Origin of the sequence: Micrococcus porci (assembly GCF_020097155.1) — a bacterium.
Lineage (GTDB): Bacteria > Actinomycetota > Actinomycetes > Actinomycetales > Micrococcaceae > Micrococcus > Micrococcus porci.
On sequence record NZ_CP083691.1, the window covers coordinates 1,613,186 to 1,627,558 of the forward strand.

Here is a 14,373-nt window from a genome sequence, read left to right on the forward strand (position 1 = left end):
GACCCGGACGGAGAGGAAGCCTCGTGCTGCGCACCCACCATCTCGGCGAGCTCAACGCCTCGCTCATCGGCCAGACCGTCACCGTGACCGGGTGGGTGGCCAAGCGCCGCGACCACGGCGGCGTGGCGTTCGTGGACCTGCGCGACGCCTCCGGCCGCGCTCAGGTGGTCGTCCGCGACGAGGCCGACTTCGACCCGCTGCGCAACGAGTGGGTCCTCCAGGTCACCGGCACGGTCGAGCGCCGCCCCGAGGGCAACGAGAACCCGAACCTGCCCACCGGCGAGGTCGAGCTGATCGCGGACGACGTCGTGGTCCTCAACACCGCCGCCGCCCTGCCGTTCCAGATCGACGAGCACGTGGAGGTCGGCGAGGAGGCGCGCCTGCGCCACCGCTACCTGGACCTGCGCCGCCCGCAGCCGGCCCGCATCATGCGCCTGCGCTCCGAGGCCAACCGCGTGGCCCGCGAGCTGCTGAACGAGCAGGGCTTCGTCGAGGTCGAGACCCCCACCCTGACCCGCTCCACCCCGGAGGGCGCGCGCGACTTCCTGGTGCCGGCCCGCCTGGCGCCGGGTTCCTGGTACGCCCTGCCGCAGTCCCCGCAGCTGTTCAAGCAGCTGCTGCAGGTCGGCGGGCTGGAGAAGTACTACCAGATCGCCCGCTGCTACCGCGACGAGGACTTCCGCGCCGACCGCCAGCCCGAGTTCACCCAGCTGGACATCGAGGCGTCCTTCGTGGAGCAGGACGACGTCATCGCCCTCGGCGAGCAGATCGTGAAGGCCCTCTGGGGCCTGGTGGGTGTCGAGGTGCAGACCCCGATCCGCCGCATGACCTACGCCGAGGCCATGGAGAAGTACGGCTCGGACAAGCCGGACCTGCGCTTCGGCCTCGAGCTGACGGACCTCACCGAGTACTTCAAGGACACCCCGTTCCGCGTGTTCCAGAACGAGTACGTCGGCGCCGTCGTCATGCCGGGCGGCGCGTCCCAGCCGCGTCGCACCCTGGACGCCTGGCAGGAGTGGGCCAAGCAGCGCGGCGCCAAGGGTCTCGCCCACGTCCTCATCCAGGAGGACGGCACGCTCACCGGCCCGGTCTCCAAGAACATCACCGACGAGGAGAAGGCCGGCCTGGCCGCCGCCGTCGGCGCGAACCCGGGCGACTGCGTGTTCTTCGCCGCCGGCAAGGCCAAGGAGTCCCGCGCCCTGCTGGGCGCCGCCCGCGTGGAGATCGGCCGCCGCTGCGAGCTGTTCACGGACGCCGGCGACGGCGTCGAGGCCAAGGACGCCGACTGGGCGTTCGTGTGGGTCGTGGACGCGCCCCTGTTCGAGCCGGCCGCGGACGCCGTGGCCTCCGGCGACGTCGCCGTGGGCGCCGGCCAGTGGACCGCCGTGCACCACGCGTTCACCTCGCCCAAGCCCGAGTTCATGGACACCTTCGACACCGATCCGGGCTCGGCCCTGGCCTACGCCTACGACATCGTGTGCAACGGCAACGAGATCGGCGGCGGCTCCATCCGCATCCATCGCCAGGACGTCCAGAAGCGCGTGTTCTCCGTGATGGGCCTGTCCGAGGAGGACGCGAACGAGAAGTTCGGCTTCCTGCTCGAGGGCTTCAAGTACGGCGCCCCGCCGCACGGCGGCATCGCCTTCGGCTGGGACCGCGTGGTGGCGCTGCTGGCCGGCACCGAGTCCATCCGCGAGGTCATCGCGTTCCCGAAGACCGGCGGCGGCTACGACCCGCTGACCGCCGCCCCGGCCCCGATCACGCCGCAGCAGCGCAAGGAGGCCGGCGTCGACGCGAAGCCGGAGGCCAAGAAGGCCGAGGGCGCGGCGTCCGAGGGCGCCGAGGCCCAGGCGAAGGCCAACGACGAGAAGACCGCGGCCGACGAGGCGCAGCTGCGCTGACCCCCTGAGCCGGGTCGGCGACGCACACGGGTCCGGCCCGGCTCAGCCGCGGCGCGGGCCGGCCAGGTCCGCGGTGTCCACGACCAGGGTGAATGGCCCGGCGTTGGTGAGGGCCACGTCCATGTCCGCGCGGAACACGCCGCGCTCCACGCGCACCCCCGCCGTCCCCAGCTCGCCGGCGAAGCACTCATACAGGGGCTCGGCCTGATCGCCGCGCGCGGCCGCAGACCAGGACGGACGCCGCCCCTTGCGCACATCCCCGTAGAGGGTGAACTGGCTGATCACGAGGGCCGGGGCGCTGGCTTCGACGAGAGACCGCTCGCCGTCGAGGATCCGCAGCCCAGCCACCTTGGCGGCCAGCTGGACGGCCTCCGCCTCGGTGTCCTCGGTCGAGACTCCCAGGAGGATCACCAGGCCCTCGCCGTCGAAGGCGCCCACCACCTCCCCGTCGACCGTGACGGACGCGGACCGGGCACGCTGCAGCACTGCTCTCATGCCCCCATCATGCCGGGCGGCCCGCCACGCGGCGGCCAGGAATCTCCCAGTCGGCGGACATTCACCCGCGCCGGGGGTGGGGGTGGCCTCCAGGCCGAGGCCGGGCCGTGGGAGCCCGACGACGACGGCGGGCGTGGGCCGCCCGCGGAAGGAGCCGCACCGATGACCGATCAGCACAGCACCGAGACCCGCACCGTCAGCACTCGCGAGGAGCTCACCGAGGCCGTGTCCGACGGCGTCGCCCACCTCGTGGTCGACGGCACCATCGCCGGCATCACCCGCGTGTCCGTCCCGGCCGGGGGCAGCCTGCGCGGCGCCCCCGGCGGTGGCCGCCTGGAGGCCAACGCGGTGGCCGTGCGCCTCGGCCCGGACGCCACCGTCGAGGACATCGAGCCCGTGCGCGGCTCGGGCCTGTTCCTGGCCGGCCACGGTGATGAGGACGGCCTCGCCGACGGCGGCCGCCTCACCGCGGAGAGCGTCGTCGCCGGCGAGATCCACACGGACGGCGGCATCCCCGAGGTGACCCCGCACCTGATCTCCGGCGGCGTGTTCGTCCTGTCCGGCGCCGAGGTGGAGGAGGTCCGCAACGAGGGCCCCGTCACCACCTACGGGCAGAACGACATGGTCCTGGACAACTGGGGCAAGGTCCGCACCTGGACCGCGACATCGCCACCGAGGGCGGGACGCCATGAGCCTCGTCAAGGGCGCGCAGATGAAGCTGAAGGCCGTGGGCGTGTCGGTGAAGCCCGGCGGCGAGGTCGAGGAGCTCGTCATCGGCGGCACGGTCAGCACCCGCGGCGAGGGCATCGACGCCGTGGAGATCGACGGCGTGGTGAAGCAGGCCCGCGTGGGCGGCGTGGAGGCCCACGGCGCCGACGCCCGCCGCGTGCGCGTCGGCGACGACGCCACGTGCCCGGCCGGCCTGGAGGCCTTCCGCGACTGAGGCACTCAGGACGGCCGACGCCCCGTCGCCGCCCCACGCGGGGCCGGCGACGGGGCGTCGTCGAGTCCGGGGTCAGCGACGGACCGGGTTGACCTCGTAGACGGTGGTGGAGCCGGAGACCTCGTTGGCCACCACGAGCAGGGCGGTGCCGGAGGGGGACTCGTTCGCCGGGACGAAGGTGAGGCCCTCGGCGCCCATGTCTCCCAGGCCGGCGGCTGCGTCGTCGCCCTCGGCGTCCCAGTTGCGCTCGTTGACGTAGTCCACGTACGTGGCCTTCGTGGGGTCGGTGATGTCGAAGACCATGACGCCGCCGATGCGCTCGAGGCCGACGAAGGCGTAGGTGCGGCCCTGGACCCGTCCCACGACGACGGCCTCCGGCTCGGGGCCCTTGTCGTCGGAGCGCGAGTCGAAGGACGGGGTCTCGTCGTTGTTCGCGTTGAACGCGGACTCGGGCAGCTCGCCGTCCGCGATGAGCTGCGCGATCTGCTCCTCGATCATGCCGGCGGAGTCGAACAGGCGGGTGCCGTCGGCGGTGTAGATCGAGAAGGAGCGGCCGCCGAAGGCGTGCAGCTGGGAGAAGCAGTCGCGGTCCGCGTCGTAGCCCAGGTCGGTGACGACGTTGAGGCGGCCGAGGGCGGGCTTCTTCTGCAGGGCCTTGGCGTCCGGGTACTCGGCCGTGCACAGCTCGAGGTCCTTCACGCGCGCGGCGTCCACGAAGTCGCCCCACTCGCGGGAGTCGCCCTCGTTGGCGGTGACCACGAGGTCCTGACCCCGGTACCGGTAGGTGTCCACGCCGTCGGGCATGGGCACGCCCAGGACGGGCTGGTTCCGGAGGGTGATCGCCTTGTCCTCGTTGGAGGCGTCGAGCACGCCCTCCTTCGACCAGTCGGTGAGCTGCAGGGCCCAGAAGTCCTTCAGGGTCGCGGACTTCAGGTCCACGGCGACGACCGCGTTCGCCTCCTGCACGGACACGTAGGCGGTGCGGCCGGTGTCGTCGATCGTGACGTACTCGGGCTCGAGGTTGCGGGCGATGCGCCCGGCCGGCTCCTGGCCCTCGGGAACCTGCACGTCCGGGCCGAAGACGCGGACGCCTTCGGGCAGCGCGGTGCCGGCGTCGTAGGCGCGGAAGTCGACGGTGCGCACGGCGGCCTGGGTCAGGCGCGCGAACTGGCGGACGTTCTTCGGCACGGAGATGACCGAGATGGTGCCCTCCGGATCGGCGGAGAAGTCGTCGGCCGGCTCGCCCTCGTTGGCCACCACGGCGTAGGCGCCGTCGGGGGAGAAGGCGATCGAGTCCGGCAGGGCGCCCACGCGCACGCCGCCCAGGTAGGAGAGGGTCGTCGTGTCGAAGAAGGCGACCCAGCCGAGGCCGGTCTTGTCGGCGGCCTCGACGGCCACGGCGAGCACGCCGCCGGACACGGCGACGGAGTTCACGGTGGCGCCCCCGTCGGTGACGGAGCCGTCGGCGGTGCGCAGGCCCTCGGCGGAGAGGACGGTCTCGGCGGCCGGGGCGCCGTCGGCGCCGACGCGCAGCACGTCCACGGCGCCCTTCTCGGCGTTCACGACGAAGAGGCGGCCGGTGGCGGCGTCGAAGGCGGGGATCTCGGCGGCGGACTCGCCGAACACGCCGGTCTCGTGGGTGCCGGCGAGGGAGAGCTCGACGGTCTTGCCGGACGGGTTCGCGGCGGCGGCCGTGGCGGTCACGGGGGCGGAGACGGCGGACGGGGCGACGACGGCGGCGGAGAGTGCGAGGGCGCCGGCGGCGGCGCCCAGGCGGGTGAGACGGACGATGCGGGACATGCAGGTGCTCCTGTGCGAGGGGACGACGGTGCCGACCAGTCCAGCCGAGTCGGGTGAACCCCCGGTGACGTCCGGGCCAGTCCCCGGTGTCCTGCAGGTCAGCGCGAGGTGGCCGCACCAGCGTCCGGCGCTGCCCCTGCGTCCTCAGGCCATGCCGGCGAGCACGCGCACGGTGGCCAGGTTGCGGGCCGTGCCGGTCACCCCGAGGGCCTTCTCCAGCCGGGCGGGCGTCAGCGGGGAGTCCGAGATCCGCCCGGGGCTCCGGATCCACAGGAACCGGCCCTCCAGCGCGGAGCGGTCCGGGCCCGCGGCGCGGCCCGACCCGTGGTCGAGGCCGGCCAGGGCCTCCGCGGCCCCGTCCCGAGGCGACTCGGCCAGCACCGTGAGCTGGGTGAGCTTCGCCTCGCCGCCAGACCACGGGAGCCGGTCGTGCATCGCGAGCGCGCCCCGGAGCTCGGCGGGCGTCGTGAGGATCAGCGGCACGTCCGGGCCGTCGTCGGCGAGGGCGGCATCCCGGAAGGCCCGCAGGAAGGCGGGACCGGCGTCGTCGTCGGCGTCCGGGAGGCGGAACAGCACGTTGCCGCTGGCCAGGTGGGTGGTCACGTCCCGTGCCCTGGCCGCCTCCGCCCAGGCCGCCAGGCGAGCGTTGGACACCCGGTTCGACCGGCCCACGTTGATCCCGCGCAGCAGCAGCACGTGGGTGTGGTCGGTGCGGGGCGCGGCACGGCTCATGGGGACATGCTCGCACGCCGGGCCTAGGCTGGATCCGCCATGGACGACCTCTTCAGCGCAGCGCACGCCGACCCCGACGACGACGCCCCGGTCACCGCGTCCGGGCGGGCCCGCGCGTCGGCCCCGCTGGCGGTCCGCATGCGCCCGCGCAGCCTGGACGAGGTGCTGGGCCAGGCCCACCTGAAGCAGCCGGGCTCCCCGCTGCGCAAGCTGGCCGAGCCCGCCGCCTCCGCCCAGGCCGCCGGGCCGAGCTCGGTGATCCTCTACGGCCCGCCCGGGATCGGCAAGACCACCCTCGCGCACGTGATCGCCCGCGCGCCGGGGCGCACGTTCACCGAGCTGTCCGCCATCACGGCGGGCGTCAAGGACGTCCGCCAGGTGATGGAGCAGGCGCGGCGCGAACGAGAGATGTACGACCGGACCACGGTGCTGTTCCTGGACGAGATCCACCGCTTCTCCAAGGCCCAGCAGGATGCGCTCCTGCCCGGCGTGGAGAACCGCTGGGTGGTGCTGGTGGCGGCCACCACGGAGAACCCGTCCTTCTCCGTGATCGCGCCGCTGCTCTCCCGATCGCTGCTCCTCACGCTGCGACCCCTCGACGACACCGACCTCGCCGCCCTCGTCGACCGCGCCGTCGCCGACGAGCGGGGCCTGAACGGCACCGTCGAGCCCACCCCGAACGCGCGCGACTACGTGGTGCGCATGGCCGGCGGCGACGCGCGCCGGGCGCTCACCGTCCTGGAGGCGGCTGCCGGCGTCGCCCTGGACCGCGCCGAGGCCCGGGGCGAGACGACGGGCCCGGGGAGTGCGCCCGTGGAGGTGACGGAGGAGGACGCCGCCCAGGCGATGGACGCGCAGGTCCAGCGGTACGACAAGGACGGGGACCAGCACTACGACGTGATCAGCGCGTTCATCAAGTCGATCCGCGGCTCCGACGTGGACGCGGCGATGCACTGGCTCGCCCGCATGCTGGAGGCGGGGGAGGACCCGAGGTTCATCGCCCGGCGGCTGATCATCTCGGCATCCGAGGACGTGGGCATGGCGGACCCCACCGCCCTGCAGACCGCGGTGGCCGCCGCGCAGGCGGTGCAGCTGATCGGCATGCCGGAGGGGCGGATCGTGCTCGGCCAGGCCGTGACGCACCTGGCCACCGCGCCCAAGTCCAACGCGTCCTACACCGCGGTCAACGAGGCGATCGCCGACGTGCGGGCCGGGGGAACGGGTGTGGTCCCCGCTCATCTGCGGGACTCGCACTACCCGGGGGCGAAGGCCCTCGGCCACGGCCAGGGGTACGTCTACAGCCACGACGAGCCGCACGCCGTCGCGCGACAGCAGTACGCCCCGGACCCGCTGGTGGGCCGCGACTACTACCGGCCCAAGCCGATCGGCCACGAGCGGCAGCTGGGCCCACAGGTGGACGCGCTGCGCCGGATCATCCGGGGGGACTGAGCGGAATGTCCGCGTCCGCCGCCCACTACGCCGTCCTGTCCACCGTTCCCGACTACGCGCATGCCCAGTCGACGGTGGACCGGCTCTCCGACTCCGGGTTCCCGGTGGAGCACGTGCGGGTCGCGGGCACGGGGCTGCGCTCGGTGGAGCAGGTGACCGGCCGACTGACCACGGGGGCCGTCGGCGTCTGCTAGACTTGCCCGCTGTCTGGCAGGCGCTGCGCCACCGGACGGATCCCCCCGCCTCACCCGCAGGTCTCCTGCGCGGGCACACGCGTGCCCGGCGAGGGCGGGGAGCGCAGCGCATCAGTGGATGACGGGCGGCGGCACGCCCCTCAGCTCTCCGAGGAACCGCGGAGGCCAGGTTCCGACGCCCTGAGCCGCGCCCCGTGCGCGGCGCTCGACCGGCGGCGGAGACAAACCCGAACAGTGCCGCACGTCGAAATAGGAAGCGAGATCGCCATGTCCGGCAACCTCCGCACGCGCCGCACGGTGCGCCACTCCCGTGCTCTGGGCATCGCCCTGACCCCCAAGGCCGAGAAGTACATGGAGCGCCGTCCGTACGGCCCCGGTCAGCACGGCCGCGCCCGCCGCAAGCAGGACTCCGACTACGCGGTGCGCCTGAAGGAGAAGCAGCGTCTGCGCGCCCAGTACAACATCCGCGAGGCGCAGATGCGCCGCTACTTCGAGGAGGCCAAGCGCACCGCCGGCCTGACCGGTGAGAACCTGGTCGAGCTCCTCGAGATGCGCCTGGACGCCCTCGTGCTGCGCGCCGGCTTCGCCCGCACCATCCAGCAGGCCCGCCAGCTCGTCGTGCACCGCCACATCATGGTGGACGGCAAGCGCGTGGACATCCCCTCGTTCCGCGTGAAGGAGGGCCAGATGATCCACGTGCACGAGCGCTCCGAGAAGATGGTGCCGTTCCAGCTGGCCGCCGCCGGCGCCCACCAGCAGGTCCTGCCCGCCACCCCGGGCTACCTGACCGTGGAGATCGAGAAGCTCCGCGCCACCCTCACCCGTCGCCCGAAGCGCTCCGAGGTCCCCGTGACCTGCGAGGAGCAGCTCGTGGTCGAGTACTACGCGCGCTGATCCGTCCCCCCGGGGCTCGCCCCGGACGACGACGCCGCGCGCGTCCCGGAGGCCCGGTCACCCGTCGAGGGGGCCGGGCCTCCGGCGTGTGACGACGGAGGGCCTCGGGCTCGGCGGCACGCTCGCCGCAGCCGGGGCGGCGCTCGCCGGACGGTAAGGTGGGGCGGGTATCCGCCCGTCGTGAAGGAGGCACCGCCATGTCCCGGATCACCTCGCTGCTGCTGGTCGGCGCCGGCACCGCCGCGGGCTGGATCGCGCACCGCGCGGTCGAGTCCGGCCGCCGCGCCGTGGACCAGGAGGCGGGCCGCCGCCTGCAGGAGACCCTGGACCCCACCCGTCTGGGCCGCTCCGCCGGCCAGGCCGTCGGCGACGCCGCCGCCGAAGCGCTCGCCCAGAGCGCGCAGGCGTTCACGGAGCGCCTGCGCGCCGACGCCCCGCCGTGGGTGAGCCAGCTGATCGGCCCGCCGCGGGACACGATCGAGGGCGAGGCCCTCGACACCCCCGACACGACCGCCACCCCCTCCTCCGCCCGGAAGGATCCGCACGCATGAAGTCCCACGAGATCGCCCGCCGCTGGACGGCCTACTTCGAGAAGCAGGGCCATCTGGTCGTGCCCTCGGCCTCCCTGGTCTCGCCGGACCCGTCGCTGCTGTTCACCGTGGCCGGCATGGTGCCGTTCATCCCGTACTTCCTGGGCGAGCAGACCCCGCCGTCGCCGCGCGCCACCAGCGTGCAGAAGTGCATCCGCACCGCGGACATCGAGGAGGTCGGCAAGACCGTCCGCCACGGCACCTTCTTCCAGATGTGCGGCAACTTCTCCTTCGGCGACTACTTCAAGGAGAAGGCCATCCCCATGGCCTGGGAACTGCTGACCACGTCCGTGGAGGACGGCGGCTACGGCCTGGACCCGGAGCGCCTCTGGGTCACCGTGTACGAGGAGGACGACGAGGCCGCGCGCATCTGGCGCGAGGACGTCGGCGTGCGCCCGGAGCGCATCCAGCGCATGGGCAAGGCGGACAACTACTGGAACACCGGCCAGCCCGGCCCCGGCGGCCCCTGCTCGGAGATCTTCTACGACCGGGGCCCCGAGTACGGCGTCGAGGGCGGCCCGGAGGCGGACGACACCCGCTACATCGAGATCTGGAACCTCGTGTTCATGCAGTACCGCCTCTCCCAGGTGCGCTCGAAGTACGACTTCGACGTCGCCGGCGAGCTCGAGCACAAGAACATCGACACGGGCCTCGGCCTGGAGCGCCTGGCCATGATCCTCCAGGGCGTGGAGAACATGTACGAGACGGACCAGGTCCGCCCCGTGCTCGACCGCGCCGCAGAGCTGGCCGGCAAGTCCTACACCTCCACCGAGGACCCGGCCGACCCGCACTACGACGACGACGTCCGCCTGCGCATGGTGGCCGACCATGTGCGCTCGGCCCTGATGCTGATCAGCGACGGCGTGCGTCCCGGCAACGAGGGCCGCGGCTATGTGCTGCGCCGCCTGATCCGCCGCGTCGTCCGCGCCCTGCGCCTGATGGGCGTCACCGAGCCCGTGTTCCCCGAGCTGCTGCCGGTCTCCCGGGACGCGATGAAGGGCACCTACCCGGTCGTCGCGGACGAGTTCGAGCGCATCTCCCGGATCGCCTACGCCGAGGAGAAGGCGTTCCTGCGCACCATCGCCGCGGGCACCGCGCGCCTCGACGCCGCGGTGGGCCAGGCACGCTCGGCGGGCGGCGGCATCGCGGGCCCGGACGCGTTCGAGCTGCACGACACCTACGGCTTCCCGATCGAGCTGACGCTGGAGATCGCGGAGGAGGCCGGCGTCGCCGTGGACGAGGCCGGGTTCCACGCCCTCATGGCCGAGCAGCGCGACCGCGCCCGTGCGGACGCCAAGGCCAAGAAGTCCGGCCACACGGACACCGCCGTGTACCAGCGCCTGCGCGCCGAGGGCCAGACCCACTTCACCGGCTACACCGAGCACACCACCGAGTCCGTGGTGCGCGGCCTGCTGCAGAACGGCGAGGAGGTCGCGTCCGCGGGCGCCGGGACGGAGCTCGAGCTCGTCCTGGACGCCACGCCGTTCTACGCGGAGTCCGGCGGCCAGGCCGCGGACACCGGCGTCATCACCGGCGACGGCTTCTCCCTCGAGGTCCTCGACGTCCAGGCGCCCGTGAAGGGCCTGTCCGTGCACCGCGTGAAGGTGCTCGACGGCGAGGTGCCCGTGGGCGCCGAGGCCGTGGGCCGCATCGACCTGCAGCGTCGCCTGGACGGCGAGAAGGCCCACTCCGGCACCCACCTGGTGCACGCCGCCCTCCACCAGATCCTCGGCCCGGAGGCCACGCAGTCCGGCTCCTTCAACAAGGAGGGCTACCTGCGCTTCGACTTCCGCTGGGCGGAGGCCGTCTCCGCGATGGCGCGCTCCGAGATCGAGGACGTCGTCAACATCGCGATCCGCGACGACCACCAGGTCCTGACCCAGGAGATGTCCCTGGACGAGGCCCGCGCGATGGGCGCCATGAGCCTGTTCGGCGAGAAGTACGGCGACCGTGTGCGCGTCGTGGAGATCAACGGGGCGTGGTCCCGCGAGCTGTGCGGCGGCACCCACGTGGGCCGAACCGCCCAGATCGGCTCCCTGACGCTGCTCGGCGAGCAGTCCGTCGGCTCGGGCAACCGCCGCGTGGAGGCCCTCGTCGGCCTGGACTCGTTCCGCCATCTGGCCGCCGAGCGCACCCTGGTCTCCGACCTCTCGGAGATGTTCAAGGCGCCGGCCGACCAGCTCAAGGACCGCATCACCGCCACCATGGACCGGCTCAAGGCGGCCGAGAAGCAGGTGGCCGACCTCCAGGCCAAGGCCCTTCAGGCCCAGGCCGGCACCCTCGCCGCGCAGGCCCAGGACGTCACGACGACGTCCGGCGCGTCCGTCAAGGTGCTCGCCCACCACGCGGGCGAGGTCGCCGGCGACCAGCTGCGCTCCCTCGTGCTGGGCCTGCGCTCGCGCATCGAGTCCGCCGGAGGCAACGCGGCGGGCACGCCGGTGCTCGTCGCCCTGACGGGCGAGGCCAAGGGGCGGCCGCTGGTCGTCGTCGCGACCAACGAGGCCGCCCGCGGCGCCGGGCTCAAGGCCGGGGCCATGGTCAAGCTCGCCACGGCCGCCCTCGGCGGCGGGGGCGGCGGCAAGGACGACGTCGCACAGGGCGGCGGGCAGGACGTCACCGCGGTCGCCGCGGCGCTCGACGCCGTGCTCGACGCCGTGCGGGACGCGTGAGCGCGCAGGCCGCCGTGCGGGGGCGGGTCCTGGGGGTCGACGTGGGCAGGGCCCGCGTCGGCCTGGCCGCGTCCGACCCCGACGGCCTGATCGCCACGCCCGTGGAGACGCTGCGGCGTGACGCGCGGCAGCGGCGGGACCACGCCGAGCTGCTCGACCGCGCGCGCGAGCTGGACGCGGTGGCCGTCTACGTGGGGCTGCCGCGCAACCTGCGCGGGGAGCACACCCCGTCGACGCAGGACGCGGTGGAGTACGCGGCGGCGATCGAGGCGCTGGTGGCCGAGGCCGGCACGCCGATCCCGGTGCGGCTCGTGGACGAGCGGCTGAGCACCGTCAGCGCGCAGGCGGCGCTCCACCGCGCCGGCCGCACGGTGAAGGACAGCCGCGGCGTGATCGACCAGGCCGCCGCCGTCGAGCTCCTCCAGGACGCCCTCGAGGTCCAGCGCCGCCGCGGCGCCTGGGCCGGGATCACCGTCGCGGAGGCCCGCGCATGAGCGCGCCCCCGCCGCCCCCCTGGCGCGAGGACGAGACCGACGACGACCTCGACGTCTTCGGGTTGGTGGACCACGGCGAGGACGAGCCCGAGCCCGAGCCCGAACGAGTCGAGCGGCAGCCGGCTCCGCCGCGCCCCGTGGGGCGCGCGCGGCGCCCGAGGGTCCGGACCGGGGGCTCGCACCGGCTGCGCGCGATCGGCCGGAACCTGGCGGTCGAACGTCCGCGGGGGGCCGTGGTCCTCGCCGTGGCGGCGCTGGCCGTGGTGCTGGTCGCCGCCCTCCTGGTGGTTCTGTTCTCCCGCCCGGCCGATCGCCAGGCCGTCTCCGGCGACCGGGTCACCTTCACGGTCGAGCCGGGGGAGGACCTCGCATCCGTGGCCGCCCGCCTGGACGAGCGCGGCATCGTGGCCTCCGACCGGGCCGTGCTCGACGCGGCCGAGGACTCGGGGCAGACCTCGATCGGCGCGGGCGAGTACGTCCTGCGGGAGCAGATGCCCGCGGCGGACGCCCTGGCCGTGCTGCAGGGCCGTGCGGAGGGCGCCTCCCACTACGTGGTCGTCGGCCGAGGCCGGTGGCTGAGCGAGGTGCTGGACGGGCTCGCCCAGTCCACCGGGCTGCCGCGCGCCGACTTCGAGGCGGCGGCCGAGGATCCGACGCGCTACGGCGTGCCGGAGCAGGCCCCCTCCCTCGAGGGGTGGCTGGATCCGGGGGAGTACTACCCGCCGGTCGGCGCCGACGCCGAGCAGGTCCTCGCCGAGCTCGTGAAGCCCCGACTCGCCCACCTGCGCGCCCAGGGCGTCACGGACCCGGCGGAGCAGCAGCGGATCGTCACGATCGCCTCCATCCTCGAGGCGGAGGCGCTGCCGAAGGACTATCCGCGCGTGGCCGGCGTCATCGACAACCGGCTCAACGACCCTGACGCCGAGACCCGCGGTCTGCTCCAGGTCGACTCCACCGTGAACTACGGCCTGGGCCGGCGCAACCTCCAGTTCAGCGCCGCGCAGCGCGCGGACGAGTCGAACACGTACAACACCTACCAGCACACCGGACTCCCCCCGGGACCGATCGGCATGCCCTCGGACGCCGCGATCGAGGGGGCCGTCCACCCGGAGCCGTCGGAGGACCTGTACTGGGTCACCACGGACATCGCCACCGGCCACACGGAGTTCTCCCGGACCTACGAGGAGCACAGCGTGCATCAGGAGGAGTTCCGCCGGTACTGCGCGCAGAACCCGGGGGTGTGCTGATGGCCGGTGCGACGTTCAGGGCGGCCGTCCTGGGCCGTCCGATCGCCCATTCGCTCTCTCCCGTGCTGCATGCGGCCGCCTACCGGGCGCTGGGCCTGGACGTGGACTACGGCCGCGCGGACCTCGGGGAGGAGGAGGTCGGCCCGTGGCTGGCGGCCCGGCTGGGCGCCCCGGGCTCCGCGGCGAGGCCCGCCGGGCCCTCGGGCGGCGACTGGCTGGGCGTGTCCGTCACCATGCCTCTCAAGCCCGCCGTCGTCCCTCTGGCGGACGAGCTCTCCGCGCGCGTGCGGGAGCTCGGCGTGGCCAACACCCTGGTGAGGGACCACCCCGACCATCCGGGCAGCCTCCTGGCGCACAACACGGACGTGGACGGGATCGTCCGGGCCCTGGCGGAGCGGGGCCTCGACGCGGGGGCCGGCGGCGGGGCCGTGGGGATCCTCGGCAACGGCGGGACGGCCACGGCCGCGGTGGCGGCCGCGTCCCTGCTGCGCGCCGAGACGGTGGTGCTCGGGGTGCGCGACGCCGGCCGGGCCCGGGACGTCGTCGCCCTCGCCGACCGCCTGGGCCTCGGGGTGCGCGTGGAGGCGCAGGACGCACTGGTGCGGCAGGCCGCGGACCTGCGCGCCGTGGTGGCCACGCTGCCGCCGCGCGCCGCCGACCCGCTCGCCGACAAGGTCCCCGCCGGTGTGCTGCCCCCGCTGCTCGACGCGGCCTACGACCCGTGGCCGTCGGCGATCGCCCGCGCCTGGTCGGCCGCCGGGGGAGGGGTGGCCTCCGGGCTGTCGATGCTCCTCCACCAGGGGGTCGAACAGGTGCGCCTGTTCACCGAGCGCCCGCGCCGGGCCGCGGGCGGGGTGGAGCCGGACTGGGCGGAGGTCACCGCCGCCGCGTCCCGGGCGCTAGGGCTGCCCGGCCGCTGACCGCCGGCGCGGGTCACATGCCGGCTCCGCCGGCGCCGCCCGTGA

Annotated in this window: 13 protein-coding genes; 10 read left to right on the forward strand and 3 right to left on the reverse strand. The window is 74.1% G+C overall.

Annotated elements, in window-relative coordinates; translation table 11 throughout:
* Positions 1–23: 23 nt before the first annotated feature.
* Positions 24–1,901: an aspartate--tRNA ligase gene (gene aspS, locus KW076_RS07650; protein WP_224354769.1), complete on the forward strand. Its 1,878-nt coding sequence runs from the start codon at positions 24–26 to the stop codon at positions 1,899–1,901.
* 42 nt (positions 1,902–1,943) lie between these two features.
* Here aspS and dtd read toward each other — a convergent pair whose 3' ends face one another.
* Positions 1,944–2,396, reverse strand: coding sequence for a D-aminoacyl-tRNA deacylase (gene dtd / locus KW076_RS07655; protein WP_224354771.1), 453 nt, complete (start codon positions 2,394–2,396; stop codon positions 1,944–1,946).
* Positions 2,397–3,084: 688 nt separating this feature from the next.
* Here dtd and KW076_RS07660 point away from each other — a divergent pair.
* On the forward strand, positions 3,085–3,339 hold the full coding sequence (locus KW076_RS07660; RefSeq protein WP_224354772.1) for a hypothetical protein: 255 nt from the start codon (positions 3,085–3,087) through the stop codon (positions 3,337–3,339).
* A 72-nt stretch (positions 3,340–3,411) separates the two neighbouring features.
* Here KW076_RS07660 and KW076_RS07665 read toward each other — a convergent pair whose 3' ends face one another.
* Positions 3,412–5,139 (reverse strand): choice-of-anchor I family protein, encoded by a 1,728-nt coding sequence (locus tag KW076_RS07665; RefSeq protein ID WP_224354773.1) that lies wholly within the window; start codon positions 5,137–5,139, stop codon positions 3,412–3,414.
* Between the two features lie 144 nt (positions 5,140–5,283).
* Positions 5,284–5,871 (reverse strand): DUF1697 domain-containing protein, encoded by a 588-nt coding sequence (locus tag KW076_RS07670; RefSeq protein ID WP_224354775.1) that lies wholly within the window; start codon positions 5,869–5,871, stop codon positions 5,284–5,286.
* A 39-nt stretch (positions 5,872–5,910) separates the two neighbouring features.
* Between KW076_RS07670 and KW076_RS07675 the strand changes: the two genes are divergently transcribed.
* The 8 genes from KW076_RS07675 (at position 5,911) to KW076_RS07710 (ending at position 14,328) form a co-directional block, all read left to right on the forward strand.
* Positions 5,911–7,320, forward strand: coding sequence for a replication-associated recombination protein A (locus KW076_RS07675; RefSeq protein WP_224354776.1), 1,410 nt, complete (start codon positions 5,911–5,913; stop codon positions 7,318–7,320).
* Between the two features lie 5 nt (positions 7,321–7,325).
* A complete protein-coding gene (locus tag KW076_RS07680) occupies positions 7,326–7,514 on the forward strand; it encodes a general stress protein (RefSeq protein WP_224354778.1) in 189 nt (62 codons plus the stop codon).
* Positions 7,515–7,781: 267 nt separating this feature from the next.
* Positions 7,782–8,408, forward strand: coding sequence for a 30S ribosomal protein S4 (gene rpsD, locus KW076_RS07685; RefSeq protein ID WP_135030285.1), 627 nt, complete (start codon positions 7,782–7,784; stop codon positions 8,406–8,408).
* A 197-nt stretch (positions 8,409–8,605) separates the two neighbouring features.
* Entirely contained in the window at positions 8,606–8,959 is a 354-nt protein-coding gene (locus KW076_RS07690) for a hypothetical protein (RefSeq protein WP_224354779.1), read from the forward strand.
* Positions 8,956–11,667 carry an alanine--tRNA ligase gene (alaS, locus tag KW076_RS07695; RefSeq protein ID WP_224354781.1) on the forward strand — a complete coding sequence of 904 codons (2,712 nt, stop codon included), beginning with the start codon at positions 8,956–8,958 and terminating at the stop codon, positions 11,665–11,667. Before KW076_RS07690 ends, alaS begins: the two co-directional genes overlap by 4 nt.
* Positions 11,664–12,161, forward strand: coding sequence for a Holliday junction resolvase RuvX (gene ruvX, locus KW076_RS07700; protein ID WP_224354783.1), 498 nt, complete (start codon positions 11,664–11,666; stop codon positions 12,159–12,161). The genes alaS and ruvX overlap by 4 nt, the downstream gene beginning before the upstream one ends.
* Positions 12,158–13,408 (forward strand): endolytic transglycosylase MltG, encoded by a 1,251-nt coding sequence (gene mltG, locus KW076_RS07705; protein WP_224354785.1) that lies wholly within the window; start codon positions 12,158–12,160, stop codon positions 13,406–13,408. Before ruvX ends, mltG begins: the two co-directional genes overlap by 4 nt.
* On the forward strand, positions 13,408–14,328 hold the full coding sequence (locus KW076_RS07710; protein ID WP_224354787.1) for a shikimate dehydrogenase family protein: 921 nt from the start codon (positions 13,408–13,410) through the stop codon (positions 14,326–14,328). The genes mltG and KW076_RS07710 overlap by 1 nt, the downstream gene beginning before the upstream one ends.
* Positions 14,329–14,373: the final 45 nt, after the last annotated feature.

Coding starts and splice junctions, on each gene's coding strand:
- KW076_RS07710 (WP_224354787.1), top strand. CDS start 13,408: ATGGCCGGTGCGACGTTCAGGGCGGCCGTCCTGGGCCGTCCGATCGCC.
- KW076_RS07660 (WP_224354772.1), top strand. CDS start 3,085: ATGAGCCTCGTCAAGGGCGCGCAGATGAAGCTGAAGGCCGTGGGCGTG.
- mltG (WP_224354785.1), top strand. CDS start 12,158: ATGAGCGCGCCCCCGCCGCCCCCCTGGCGCGAGGACGAGACCGACGAC.
- KW076_RS07690 (WP_224354779.1), top strand. CDS start 8,606: ATGTCCCGGATCACCTCGCTGCTGCTGGTCGGCGCCGGCACCGCCGCG.
- KW076_RS07675 (WP_224354776.1), top strand. CDS start 5,911: ATGGACGACCTCTTCAGCGCAGCGCACGCCGACCCCGACGACGACGCC.
- KW076_RS07670 (WP_224354775.1), bottom strand. CDS start 5,871: ATGAGCCGTGCCGCGCCCCGCACCGACCACACCCACGTGCTGCTGCTG.
- KW076_RS07665 (WP_224354773.1), bottom strand. CDS start 5,139: ATGTCCCGCATCGTCCGTCTCACCCGCCTGGGCGCCGCCGCCGGCGCC.
- alaS (WP_224354781.1), top strand. CDS start 8,956: ATGAAGTCCCACGAGATCGCCCGCCGCTGGACGGCCTACTTCGAGAAG.
- dtd (WP_224354771.1), bottom strand. CDS start 2,396: ATGAGAGCAGTGCTGCAGCGTGCCCGGTCCGCGTCCGTCACGGTCGAC.
- KW076_RS07680 (WP_224354778.1), top strand. CDS start 7,326: ATGTCCGCGTCCGCCGCCCACTACGCCGTCCTGTCCACCGTTCCCGAC.
- rpsD (WP_135030285.1), top strand. CDS start 7,782: ATGTCCGGCAACCTCCGCACGCGCCGCACGGTGCGCCACTCCCGTGCT.